The following is an 11,914-nucleotide window of genomic DNA, read 5'->3' on the forward strand; positions in this document are numbered from 1 at the left end:
TGTAAGAATGGTCATGTTCATTTAATCAAAAACTAATAACAGCAAGAAATTAGTCTTATAAAGACTAACACTATTCTCTATATGTTGCAACAGTTTCTATTATTTTCACTGCAATTCTGAAGTAATAACACCTATTCTATTTTCAGTACTAAACAAAATTTTGAATAGAATTTCCCTCCATTTGATATCTTAAGACCAAAGTTAAATTTTTTTGAGGTGATAAGATGGATAGGCGTAATCAGAATTCAGAGGTAACTCCACATCGAGATGGAGCAAGGGAATCAATTATTAATGATCCTTTATCAACAGAAGGTTCTCAGATGGGGATAAGACTTGATGCTGATCCTGAATTTTCCCAAGAAACAAACCCTTTTGATCATGAAATAAAACGAGATCCTTCCATGGATACTTTTGAAAAACTAATGAGAGGGAAGAAAGTTGAAGAATAGCAAAAGGAGGTTAAGTTTACATGTCTGATTGGAATGAACAAGCAGCTCCAAATAATAATACACCTGCCAGTATACTTAGATCTCGTCATTTAAAACTTACAAAGCAAAACAAGTATAGAGCAAGCTCTTCTAGAAATTCATCTAACAATGAAAAGCTTGAGAGGCTGAATTAGCCCTCAAGCTTTTTATTGGCCTTTTATAAATGCATAAATTTGCTCTTTAGTCGGTATAGCTGAAATTGCTCCTTTGCCAGTTGTGGTTAAAGCACCACTTGCATTGGCATAAGCAAGGATTTCTTCACTTTCTTCTTTTAGGCGAGTACTTATTTGAGGTACAAACACATTCTTTTCAAGTAGCTTATAAAGAATCCCCCCAATAAAGGCATCTCCCGCCCCTGTTGTATCTTGAACAGAAACATTGTATCCAGGTGAATCAATGCAAAATTCACCATTTACATAAAGGTCGGCTCCTTCTGATCCTTTTGTGTAGATAACCGCTTTCACATCTCCAACAAATAATGATTGAATAGCCTCTTCTACATCTTTCACTCCTGTAATAAACTCTAATTCCTCATCTGAGATTTTTACAAGATGGGCTTCAGGTAGAAAGCTCAAGATGGTCTTTCTACAGTCTTGAGGATCATCCCATAATGGTAGACGCACATTAGGATCAAAGCTGATTAAAGCACCTTTTTCCTTAGCAGACATAATTGCTTTAGTATGAGCTTTTTTCATTGGACTTTCTACTAAATCAACTGAGCAAAAATGAAGGATATCTCCTTTATTAAAAATTTCTCCATTAATCTCTTCCTCGTTCAATAATAGATCTGCTGAGGGATTACGGTAAAAGGAAAAATCTCGTTCTCCATCCTCCTTAAGAGATACGAATGCCAAGGCAGTATTTGCTTCTTTTGTTCTAAGAACATGTTCAGTATTTACCCCAACATTGTTTAATGTTTCAATCAGAAAATCACCAAAAGCATCAACACCTAGTTTCGTAATCATTGAAGCGTTTCCACCTGACTTCGCAACAGCAGCTGCAACATTAGCAGGTGCTCCTCCTGGTGCTCTTTCAAATGAAACAACATCTTTTAATGCAATATCTTTTTGCTCCGGAATAAAATCAATTAGTACTTCTCCAATCGAAAATAATCTACCCATTTTTTCACCTTCTTTTATATGTATAAGTGTTAACTGTTTAAGTATATACCATAGAGATTATTCTAATAATAAGTTAAGTAAGTTAATTTCATAATTATGATTCTTAAATCAAAAAACGAACATTTTTCTTCACCTTGAACATGTTAATAAACAATACACGGATAAAACATTATTAAATGTGAAATTCATACGTTTTTTGGTAACAAATGATACATTATGAAATTAATTCAAGTAAGCTTGATTAAATAAAAAAGGAGCTTCACAACATGAATCTTAATAATGTTTCCTTAACAGCAGCCGAAATAGGTATCCTTTGGACATCTTACATATATGATACCATGACACTTCCATTTCTAACATTCATGAAACAAAAAGTAAGCGACACAGATATTATTCCTGTTACGGAGGAAGCTTATCGCATATCTTCTCTCCATGTAGAAGAACTTGAACAAATTCATCAGAAGGAAAACTTGCCCATTCCATATGGATTTACAGATAAAGATGTTTCTTTGGAAGCACCTGATTTATTTACTGATACGTTTAAATTAACTTACATCTTACACATTGGAAGAGTAGGACTGCTTACTCATTCCGCAAGTCTATCATTAGCCGCAAGAGCTGATATTCGCGCTTATTTTGGTGATTGCTTATCTCGTGTACAATCTCTATATCAACTATCATCTGATGTAGCACTTAAAAAAGGACTTTACTTAAGAAGACCTTACATCCCTTATCCAAAAGAAATTGATTTCATTCATAATAAAAGTTACTTAAGTGGATTAAACCCTTTAACTAAATATAAACAAAGAATACTAAATGCCATTGAAATTTCTCATCTTAGCTTGAATATCGAAACAAATCAAATTGGGGTTATGCTTTCATCTGCCTTTATGCAGACCGCCCAATCCAAAGAAGTAAAAGATTATATGAAAAAAGGAAAAGAAATTTCTAAAAAACAGATAAAGGTTCTGTCAGATACACTCATGAATGACGATATACAAGCACCGATATCAGCTGATCATGCCGTAACTGATGCAACAACAAACGTTTTTTCTGATAAGTTAATGATGAACACGATGTCTCTTCTATCATCAGCTGGACTCGGTAACTACGCTACTGCTGCATCGGCCAGTCAACGGAGTGATCTCATTCTAAATTATGAGCGTTTATCTGCTGAGATCGCCCAATTTGCCAAGGACGGGGTTGATATTATGATTAAAAATAAATGGTTGGAAAAACCACCAGGAGCCCCTGATCGAACACAGCTAGGTGATAATATTCATTAACACCTTACATAGAAAAAGGCGTTGGAGTAACCCAACGCCTTTTTTTATACTGGTACAGCTACAAAAAACTCATTATACAATGCTTGTACAGCACGTTTTTCTTGTGGTTCTTTCACACCAAACATCATGCTTACCTCTGAAGATCCTTGGTTAATCATTTCAATATTTACCCCTGCATCTGCAAGAGCTTTTGACGCTCGGGCAGTTGTACCAACATTGTGGCGCATACCTTCACCAACGACCATAATCAAAACAAGATCATGTTCAATAATAACCTCATCTGCATGTAATTCAGTCATAATTCGTTCCGTGATCTTTTCTTCAAGATTTTCATCCATTTGACCTTGCCTTAAAATAACTGTTACATCGTCTATACCAGACGGTACATGCTCATACGTTAAACCGTAATCCTCAAGAATTTGTAGAAGTTTGCGGCCAAACCCGATTTCACGATTCATTAAGTATTTACTAACATAAATGCTGCAAAAGCCTTTATCACTTGCAATACCAATAACCGGTCCATTTGTGTTTGATCTTTCATTCACAATTTTTGTTCCTGGAGCAGAAGGGTTATTTGTATTTTTAACATTTACTGGAATACCAGCCCTAAATGCCGGGATTAGTGCCTCATCATGAAAAACAGAAAAACCAGCATAAGATAGCTCACGCATTTCTCGGTAAGTGAGCTCACTAATTTCCTTTGGATCTTGAACAATATTCGGATTAACAGAATACACGGCATCAACATCTGTAAAGTTTTCGTATAGATCTGCTTTAATTCCATTAGCTAGAATCGAGCCTGTAATATCTGAGCCACTTCTAGAGAATGTTAGTACCTCTCCTGTTTTGCTGTATCCAAAAAAGCCTGGGAATACAATAATTCCTTCTCTTTCACGAAGCTTATATAAATTTTCATATGATTCTGGTAATACTTGCGCATTACCTGGTTCATCCGATACAAGCAATCCCGCATCTTTCGGATTTACGTATTGTGCATTTAAACCACTATGTTGGAAATAAGCTGCAATTAGTTTTGCATTGTTATCCTCACCACTTGCCTTTACCGCATCTAGGTAGCTATCCGGCTTACTTTTATCTCCATCAAGTAAATTCTTCAAGTCCTTTGATATTGTATTGATAATGTCAGAAGAAATCGATAATTCTTTTACGATGCTTTCATATCTTTCAATAATTGTTTGAAAAACGGAGTCTGCATTTTCATTTGCTAAATGCTTTTCTGCACATTCAATTAGTAAATCTGTTACTTTAATGTCATCTGAATAACGTTTTCCAGGTGCAGATACAACAACCACCTTACGATCAGGATCTGATACGACAATATTCAATACTTTTTTTAGCTGTTCACCTGATGCTAAGGAAGAACCACCAAACTTAACGACCTTCATTTCCACAACTCCTACTATTTAAAATTTTCAGTCAAATTTTATTTTCCTATTATCTCTTTTTTTATCTAAATAATCAAGAGTTTTCTTCCTTATAAGGACAATTGTCTTTCTTACAAACACACAAATACCTATCTCACATATAAAGATCCTCTTAATTACTTGATTGCTCAACACAAAAAGGAGACCAAACACGTCTCCCTTTACTTTATTTTCTCGAGTATACATTTATACTATTATCATACAGAATTACAATACCTTACTTAAGAAAGCTTTTGTTCTTTCATGCTGTGGATCATTAAATAATGGCTCTGGCATATTTTCTTCTATAATATAACCACCGTCCATGAAAATTACACGATCACCAACCTCTTTTGCAAACCCCATTTCATGAGTAACAACGACCATTGTCATTCCTTCTCGAGCCAATTGCTTCATAACCTCAAGAACCTCTCCAACCATTTCTGGATCTAGGGCAGAAGTTGGCTCATCAAACAACATAATTTTTGGCTCCATAGCCAATGCCCTAGCAATCGCTACACGTTGTTTTTGACCACCTGACAAAGAATTTGGATAAGCATTAGCTTTTTCAGCTAATCCTACCTTTTGAAGGAGCTGTAATGCCTTTTCTTTTGCTAACTCCTCCTTCATTTTCTTTACTCTTATTGGTGCCATTGTAATATTTTCCATAACCGTTTTGTGGGGAAAAAGATTGAATTGCTGAAAAACCATGCCTACATCTTCACGAACCTTATTTATATCTGTTTTTTTATCCGTTAAATCAACACCATCTATCATAACTTGTCCGCCCGAAACCGATTCTAGCAAGTTAAGGCATCGTAAGAAGGTAGATTTTCCTGAACCAGAAGGACCTATTACAACAACCACTTCTTGAGGCTTAATTGTGACATTAATATCTTTCAGTACATGGTTTGCGCCAAATGATTTCTTTAATTTTTTTACAGTAATCATTCTGTCGTCAACCTTCTTTCAAGTATATTTAATAAGAAGCTAAGAGTTAAAGTTAAAATTAAGTAAATAACAGCCACTGTTAAGTATGGTTCCCATACACGATAATATTGAGATGACATTGCCCGACCCCAATACATAATCTCAGGGGCAGCAACAACTGCTGCAAGAGATGATTCTTTGATTAACACAATAAATTCATTTCCAAACGGAGGAATCATTCGCTTAAAAGCCTGTGGCAAAATAACATGTCTCATGGCTTGAACATGATTCATTCCTAATGAACGTGCTGCCTCCATTTGTCCTCGATCAATGGATTGAATTCCACCTCTAAATATCTCAGCTATATATGCAGCAGCATTTAATGAAAGTGCAATAATTGCAGCAGCAATTCCATTTGTTTCACCCGTGAAAAATGGTACTACCCCAAAATGAACTAATAGTATTTGAACAAAAAGTGGCGTTCCACGGAAAAAGGTAATGTACCATTTAAAAGGAAGCGCTAGCAATTTGTTATTCAACATTTTACCTAAGCCAATCGCAAGTCCAAGAACAGTTCCCAGGAGAATACCAGCTAAAGACAAGCCAATAGTTAACAATGTTCCCTTTAATAAAAATGGACCATATTCAGCGATTATATCAAAACGAAAATCCATATTTTTCTTCCTCCCCTATAAAGGCAAAAATTGCGTATCACCTTTAATAAGGTGGTACGCAATAATTTTTGACCTTTATTGCTGTGCCTTTAAGTTTTCAATATCAGGATCTGAACCGAACCATTCGTTATAGATTTCAGCATATTTCCCACTGTCTAACACTTTGTTAATGGCTTCATCAAACTCAGCTTTAAGTTCACTACCTTTAGGGAACATTAACCCATAGTATTCAGAAGCAAAGCTATCTGCATCTTCAACAACTGTTAGTTTTTGGTCTGGATTATTTTTCACATATTCCTCAACAACTGTATTGTCTGCAACTACTGCGTCAGCACCACCGCTAGTAAGCTCCATAATCGCTAAGTTATTATTTTCAAATTGTTTCATGTTTTTATTGTTTTTCCCCATAATTCCTTCAACTGCTTCTTGACCAGTTGTTCCTGCTTGAACAGCTACCACTTTACCTTCTAAGTCTGCAGCAGATGCAATGTCACTGCCTTCAGGAACTAAGATTTTATTTGTTGATAAAAAGTACGGTACAGAGAAGTCATATGTTTGTTTACGATCATCGTTTATTGTAATAGCAGAAATACCAAAATCTGCAATTTCATCTTTAATCTCAACGAACAAAGGATCCCATCCAACATGTTCAATTTCAATTTCATAACCTGCTTCTTCAGCTACTGCTTCTATAAAATCAACATCAAATCCAATAATTTCCCCTTTATCTTGATACTCAAATGGTGCATATGCAGCATCAGTAACAACTCTTAACGTTTTCTTTTCTTCCGTTTCACCAGCTTCGCTTCCTTCACCACTAGTTGTTTCCTGACTAGTCCCACAAGCTGCTAACAAAAACATAAATGAAAGCATAAGGACAGATACAAATAACCCTTTTTTCATTTTAGCTCCCCCTTATTTCTCTTAATCTCTTAACTATTTAAATGACTATGTAAGATACATAGTTTTGTAGCATTTATAATATATATGCATGTATGAAGTATATCAGTATATGTATTTAAATACAATACTTCGCATAAAAATCTTTTATTAGAATAGGTTCTATTTTCAAAATTCTTATAGCATACTACTATTTCTCCCTTTAATTTTAAGATCAAATAAAATAATGTCAATTCCTTTGTGAGATATTATGACAAAAAAAGATATCAGCTTTATGAAAAACGATTTATAAATTCACTTATAATTATACAGTTGAAAGGGTGCCTGTCACCACCCGATATTTGTAGAAGGATGATGATTGAAGATGTTCAGTGCCAATAACAAAAAGGTTACTGAAAGCTCCAGTAACCTTTTTACATTCTTATTTTTGTTTATAGTAAGTTAGTCCAAGGGCAAATGCAAGAACGGTTCCCTTTACAATATCCATTGCAAAATAAGGAACTGACATCATCACAAGACCATTTTGGAGGATTCCAATTAAAACAGCTCCGACAAATGTTCCAAATGCATTTGGCTTTCCTGCTCCTAAAACGGAGAATCCGATAAATGCTGCCGCAACAGAGTCCATTAAGTAGGGAGCACCAGCATTTATTTCAGCAGTCATGACCCTTGAAGCCAAAACAATACCACCTATTGCTGCAAAAAGAGCTGAAAGAAGATAGGCTACAACTTTATATTTGTTAACAGGTATTCCTGACAATCTCGCAGCTTCAATATTTCCGCCAATCACATACATATAGCGGCCATGTTTTGTATAGGTAAGAAAAACATGTACCACAACAACTACAATGACCATGATGATAATAATCCATGGTACTTGTCCAATCTTTTCAAAAACAGGACTGATCATACCTGTAGCAAAGGTCCCATCAGGCATAACCATGTTTTGCGACACAGTCGCACCTTTTGTATACGTTAGTGCAATACCTTGAATAATAAACATAGTGGCCAGCGTAAGTAACATATCTGGCACCTTGATTTTTACGATAATAAATGAGTTTAAAACACCAACTAATAATGATGCAATAATAGCAGAAAGTATGGCAATAACTGTGTTCTGCGAAAACCAAACAAACATTGAAATAACTATTGCATTTGATAAAGAAGCAACAGATCCCACAGATAAATCAAACCCATTGACAGAAAGAGAAATCGTGATACCAATAGCAATGATTGTCACAATGGATATGGACCTTAAGATATTAATTATGTTATTTCCTTGAATAAATGCTGGGTTAGATGCAGCAAAAACAGCTATTAAAATAAATATTGTTAAAATGGTTCCATACTTATATAAAAATTGAAAAAGATCAAATGATTTCTTTGAATTGGTTGATTGTACAGGATTTACATCTGCCATCCTAGTTGCCTCCTGTTGAATAATATAATAGTTCTTCTTCATTCGTTGCATCTGTTTCTAATTCCTTAGCGATTTGACCATCATATAGGACGTATAATCTGTTTGTAATACCTATAATCTCAGCCAATTCAGAAGATGCATAAATAATTGCTTTCCCTCTACTCGCAAGCTCACTGATCAGGTCAAAAATATCTTTTTTAGCACCAACATCAACACCCTTAGTTGGTTCATCAAAAATATAGACATCCGCATCGGTTATCAGCCATTTACCTATTGCGATTTTTTGTTGATTACCTCCAGATAAATTTTGCACTTTCGTTTCCTCTGAAGGTGTTTTAATCCCTAAACTTTTTATTAACTCAACCGCCTTTTGCTTTTCTGCTTTTCGATTCAAAAAGCTAAAAGGCTTGGTAAATGCTCCTAGATTCGCTGCAGTTAAATTGGTCACTACAGATTCTTGAACAAGAATCCCTTCTTTTCGCCTTTCCTCTGGTACTAAGGCAATCCCAGACTTTACAGCTTGGTATGGGTTGGAAATTGACAATTTCTTTCCTTTAAGTTTTAACTCACCAGATTTCACTTTTGTCTCTCCAAATAATGCCTTGCACAATTCTGTCTTCCCCGCACCTACAAGACCTGCAATCCCTACAATCTCACCATGACAAATCTGTAATGAAACAGAATTCAACTTTTCAGAATCACTTAAATTATTTACTTCAAAAAGCAAATCTCCCGGATGAATTGCTTTTTGAGGAAATTGCTCCTCTAACTCTTTTCCTAGCATGCTTTCCACTACTCGATTAGGTGTTGTTTCACTTATCTTTTCGTGAGTTACAAGTTTTCCGTTTCTCATAATTGTAATGTCATCACATATTTCAAAAATTTCAGGAAGACGATGTGATATAAAGATAATCCCAACATTCTTTTCTTTTAGTTCACGAACAATACGGAACAATTCCACTGTTTCAGAGTGACTTAATGGTGCAGTTGGTTCATCTAAAATTAAAAATTTGCAATCCGAAGAAACTGTTCTTGCAATTAGAACCATTTGCTTCTCAGCCAAAGTTAATTCACTAACAAGTTTCGTGGAAGATACTTTTATATTCAAGCTGTTTAATATAGTTGTTGCATGCTCATGCAGCTTTTTCCATTTAATAAATTGTCTCTTTCCCATTTCATTCACAGTCTTTGTAAGCATAATATTTTCTCCAACTGTTAAATAAGGAATAAGGGCAGTGTCGACTTCTTGATGGACAATTTGTATACCATTTTTTTGTGCATCTTTAGGTGACTTGATGATCGTTTTGGTCTGGTCAACTGAGATTTCCCCGGTATAGTGAGTATAAGCACCTGATAGCACCTTCATTAGTGTTGATTTTCCAGCACCGTTCGCACCAATTAAAGCATGTGTAGTTCCACTTTTCATAATAAAGTCAACCTCATCTAATGCTTTTACACCAGGAAATTCTATTGAAATTTTTTTCATTTCTAATACTGAGTGATTCATCAATTTGCCTCCTTTCTACTAATTTACACTTCTATGGGATTTAATGTATGTGAGGTAATCAGAGGAAAACGAACACTCTCATAACCTTAGAGAGTGTTCGTTAAGTCTAAAGCATTATTTCTTATAATATTCTTTTAACGTTTTCATCCACTCTTCTTCAAATGCAGTAGATTGGCCCCAGCCTTCCACAGTATCTGCCAGATTCACCATATTAATTGGCTCACTTGACTGTAACAATGCTTCCTGTGAAATAAGAGAAGCTTCAAGATTATACGCTTCTGGTGTTTCTTCTCCCGCAAGCTTTTTCGCTAACAATCTCATATCAACTGCACCAATTAACTTCGGATCAACAGCTGCTGTGTACTTCCAAGAACTTTCTTCATTTTGCATTTCTTGAAGATCTGCATTTGAAACATCAATTCCATAAATCTTAATTTCATCTCTTCCAGCTTCTTTAATCGCACGCGCTGCACCTATTGCAAAAGCATCCCATGTTGCAAAAATCGCATCAATTTCACCTTTTGGATGTTTGTTCAACATTGCCGCCACAGCATTTTGTGTTTGAACAGATGTATCTGCTGCTGCAACTCCAAAGCGTTCAACTTCTTTAATACCTGAATTGTTAGCAAGAATATCTTGGTATACTGCGTTTCTTCTCACCATTGGTGGGAATCCGTCAACCCATAGATAAACAATGTTTGCTTCCCCGTTTGTATCTTGAACTAATTGATCTAACGCGAGCTTTGCTAACGCCTCATCATCTTGTGAAGTTAATGTTACCCCTCCAATTTCAGCTAACCCTTCATTTGAATCAAATGTAACAACACTTTTTCCTGCATCAACAAGCTTTTGAACAGCATCAACAGTTGCTTCATCATCTCCATGTGAAATGATAAAACCGTCATAGTCTTCCTCTAAGCCCTGGGCAATAGCATCATGGAATTTAGCTGTATCACCGTTTGCGGTAAATACATCAACTGTAAATCCTAACGCTTCTCCTTCTTCTTTAGCTCCTGCTAAAAATTGAGCTGTATGATCATCTCCACCGATTTTACGGATAACTTTGATTTTAGCACCTTCACCATTTGCAAAACGTTCAGGTACATTATCTAATGATACTTCTGGATTTCCTTTAGCTTGAGTTGATTCAGCTGTTTCTCCATTATTTGAAGAACAACCTGTCACAAGTAACGTCAGCACAATAGTCAAAAGAAATGCTGCATTAAAAAATCTGTTTTTCATCGTTGCATTGCCCCCTTATTTTCTATAAAACTTTTTAATTATGTCTAGTAATACTAGGCAACAAAAAAACCTCTCTAAAGATAGAGAGGTTTCACCACAATTTTAGGAGTCTCCTCTCTTATCTTTCAAAGCTTTAAAAGCTTTGCAGGATTTAGCACCAATTCTAATTGAACGGTTGCCGGGCGTCATCGGGCCAGTCCCTCTGCCACTCTTGATAAGAGATCTTTTTATGCGATTAAGTAAAATAAACAATAAATATACTTTAATACTCTACAGGATAGATGTCAATCATTAATTGAATATTTCTAATAGTTATTATAAAAAATCAATTGGATCAATTTCATAATGTATCATTTGTTACCAAAAAACGTATAAATTTCACATTTAATAATGTTCTTATCCGTGTATTATTTTTTATTAACATGTTCAAAATGAAGAAAGATGTTCGTTTTTTGACTTAAGAGTCATAATTGAAATTAACTCAATTATATACATTTGATACCTGCAAGTGTCTTAAGCGTTTATTAATTTCTGATTCAAATGTTACTTTTGTTGCTAAATAGTCAAAAATGCCACTATCAATAAGGAGTTTCGTATTTTCAGAGCTTCTAATTCCATCTGAGGTTTTCTGTATATACTCTCCGATTCCCTTTATTAATTCAACAAGATATTTTGTATCTAATTCTTCTAATTTATAATCTTCTCTCCTAGAAATTGTTCTGGCTGTATAATCAATTAAAACTCTTTCATATGTAAAAAAATTAATGACTTTCCAATCCTCTTTAGATAATGCCATTCTACTAATCTCCTTATTTTTATACCTGTTATCATTATAAAAACAAGAGGATTCTAAAATAAACATTTTTCCTTCGTAAAATTCAGACATAGTCTACACTTTATCGACAAAACTATTATTTTGGAT

12 protein-coding genes and 1 riboswitch are annotated in these 11,914 nt (G+C 34.9%); of the genes, 3 read left to right on the forward strand and 9 right to left on the reverse strand.

Going from position 1 to position 11,914, the window contains the following annotated elements; all coding sequences use genetic code 11:
* Positions 1-224 precede the first annotated feature (224 nt).
* Both ACEWK1_RS25650 and ACEWK1_RS25655 read left to right on the forward strand, forming a co-directional pair.
* Positions 225-449 (forward strand): hypothetical protein, encoded by a 225-nt coding sequence (locus ACEWK1_RS25650; protein ID WP_121664396.1) that lies wholly within the window; start codon positions 225-227, stop codon positions 447-449.
* 20 nt (positions 450-469) lie between these two features.
* Positions 470-622, forward strand: coding sequence for a hypothetical protein (locus ACEWK1_RS25655; protein ID WP_162987528.1), 153 nt, complete (start codon positions 470-472; stop codon positions 620-622).
* 12 nt (positions 623-634) lie between these two features.
* Here ACEWK1_RS25655 and ACEWK1_RS25660 read toward each other — a convergent pair whose 3' ends face one another.
* Positions 635-1,609, reverse strand: a complete 975-nt coding sequence (locus ACEWK1_RS25660; RefSeq protein ID WP_416636782.1) for a carbohydrate kinase family protein — start codon at positions 1,607-1,609, stop codon at positions 635-637.
* Between the two features lie 266 nt (positions 1,610-1,875).
* Here ACEWK1_RS25660 and ACEWK1_RS25665 point away from each other — a divergent pair, with 266 nt between their 5' ends.
* Positions 1,876-2,895, forward strand: coding sequence for a DUF3231 family protein (locus tag ACEWK1_RS25665; protein WP_098797789.1), 1,020 nt, complete (start codon positions 1,876-1,878; stop codon positions 2,893-2,895).
* Between the two features lie 44 nt (positions 2,896-2,939).
* Here ACEWK1_RS25665 and ACEWK1_RS25670 read toward each other — a convergent pair whose 3' ends face one another.
* The 8 genes from ACEWK1_RS25670 to ACEWK1_RS25705 form a co-directional block, all read right to left on the reverse strand.
* Positions 2,940-4,301 carry an aspartate kinase gene (locus tag ACEWK1_RS25670; protein WP_379053478.1) on the reverse strand — a complete coding sequence of 454 codons (1,362 nt, stop codon included), beginning with the start codon at positions 4,299-4,301 and terminating at the stop codon, positions 2,940-2,942.
* Positions 4,302-4,547: 246 nt separating this feature from the next.
* Complete coding sequence (locus tag ACEWK1_RS25675; protein WP_212138082.1) at positions 4,548-5,270, reverse strand: amino acid ABC transporter ATP-binding protein; 723 nt, start codon at positions 5,268-5,270, stop codon at positions 4,548-4,550.
* On the reverse strand, positions 5,267-5,923 hold the full coding sequence (locus ACEWK1_RS25680; RefSeq protein WP_212138083.1) for an amino acid ABC transporter permease: 657 nt from the start codon (positions 5,921-5,923) through the stop codon (positions 5,267-5,269). Before ACEWK1_RS25680 ends, ACEWK1_RS25675 begins: the two co-directional genes overlap by 4 nt.
* A 75-nt stretch (positions 5,924-5,998) precedes the next feature.
* Entirely contained in the window at positions 5,999-6,826 is an 828-nt protein-coding gene (locus ACEWK1_RS25685; RefSeq protein ID WP_247339436.1) for a basic amino acid ABC transporter substrate-binding protein, read from the reverse strand.
* A 418-nt stretch (positions 6,827-7,244) separates the two neighbouring features.
* Positions 7,245-8,243: an ABC transporter permease gene (locus ACEWK1_RS25690; RefSeq protein ID WP_247339435.1), complete on the reverse strand. Its 999-nt coding sequence runs from the start codon at positions 8,241-8,243 to the stop codon at positions 7,245-7,247.
* Position 8,244: 1 nt separating this feature from the next.
* On the reverse strand, positions 8,245-9,750 hold the full coding sequence (locus tag ACEWK1_RS25695; RefSeq protein WP_247339433.1) for a sugar ABC transporter ATP-binding protein: 1,506 nt from the start codon (positions 9,748-9,750) through the stop codon (positions 8,245-8,247).
* Between the two features lie 114 nt (positions 9,751-9,864).
* Positions 9,865-10,992: a sugar ABC transporter substrate-binding protein gene (locus ACEWK1_RS25700; RefSeq protein WP_379053482.1), complete on the reverse strand. Its 1,128-nt coding sequence runs from the start codon at positions 10,990-10,992 to the stop codon at positions 9,865-9,867.
* A 115-nt stretch (positions 10,993-11,107) separates the two neighbouring features.
* Positions 11,108-11,213: riboswitch (SAM riboswitch) on the reverse strand.
* Between the two features lie 260 nt (positions 11,214-11,473).
* On the reverse strand, positions 11,474-11,788 hold the full coding sequence (locus tag ACEWK1_RS25705) for a hypothetical protein (RefSeq protein ID WP_231308893.1): 315 nt from the start codon (positions 11,786-11,788) through the stop codon (positions 11,474-11,476).
* Positions 11,789-11,914 lie beyond the last annotated feature (126 nt).

It is taken from the genome of Metabacillus sp. YM-086 (assembly GCF_048059995.1).
In the GTDB taxonomy this organism is placed as follows: domain Bacteria; phylum Bacillota; class Bacilli; order Bacillales; family Bacillaceae; genus Metabacillus; species Metabacillus litoralis_B.

Excerpts from the sequence above, each read along its gene's own strand:
- ACEWK1_RS25650 (WP_121664396.1), top strand. The coding sequence starts at position 225 with ATGGATAGGCGTAATCAGAATTCAGAGGTAACTCCACATCGAGATGGA.
- ACEWK1_RS25655 (WP_162987528.1), top strand. The coding sequence starts at position 470 with ATGTCTGATTGGAATGAACAAGCAGCTCCAAATAATAATACACCTGCC.
- ACEWK1_RS25660 (WP_416636782.1), bottom strand. The coding sequence starts at position 1,609 with ATGGGTAGATTATTTTCGATTGGAGAAGTACTAATTGATTTTATTCCG.
- ACEWK1_RS25665 (WP_098797789.1), top strand. The coding sequence starts at position 1,876 with ATGAATCTTAATAATGTTTCCTTAACAGCAGCCGAAATAGGTATCCTT.
- ACEWK1_RS25670 (WP_379053478.1), bottom strand. The coding sequence starts at position 4,301 with ATGAAGGTCGTTAAGTTTGGTGGTTCTTCCTTAGCATCAGGTGAACAG.
- ACEWK1_RS25675 (WP_212138082.1), bottom strand. The coding sequence starts at position 5,270 with ATGATTACTGTAAAAAAATTAAAGAAATCATTTGGCGCAAACCATGTA.
- ACEWK1_RS25680 (WP_212138083.1), bottom strand. The coding sequence starts at position 5,923 with ATGGATTTTCGTTTTGATATAATCGCTGAATATGGTCCATTTTTATTA.
- ACEWK1_RS25685 (WP_247339436.1), bottom strand. The coding sequence starts at position 6,826 with ATGAAAAAAGGGTTATTTGTATCTGTCCTTATGCTTTCATTTATGTTT.
- ACEWK1_RS25690 (WP_247339435.1), bottom strand. The coding sequence starts at position 8,243 with ATGGCAGATGTAAATCCTGTACAATCAACCAATTCAAAGAAATCATTT.
- ACEWK1_RS25695 (WP_247339433.1), bottom strand. The coding sequence starts at position 9,750 with ATGAATCACTCAGTATTAGAAATGAAAAAAATTTCAATAGAATTTCCT.
- ACEWK1_RS25700 (WP_379053482.1), bottom strand. The coding sequence starts at position 10,992 with ATGAAAAACAGATTTTTTAATGCAGCATTTCTTTTGACTATTGTGCTG.
- ACEWK1_RS25705 (WP_231308893.1), bottom strand. The coding sequence starts at position 11,788 with ATGGCATTATCTAAAGAGGATTGGAAAGTCATTAATTTTTTTACATAT.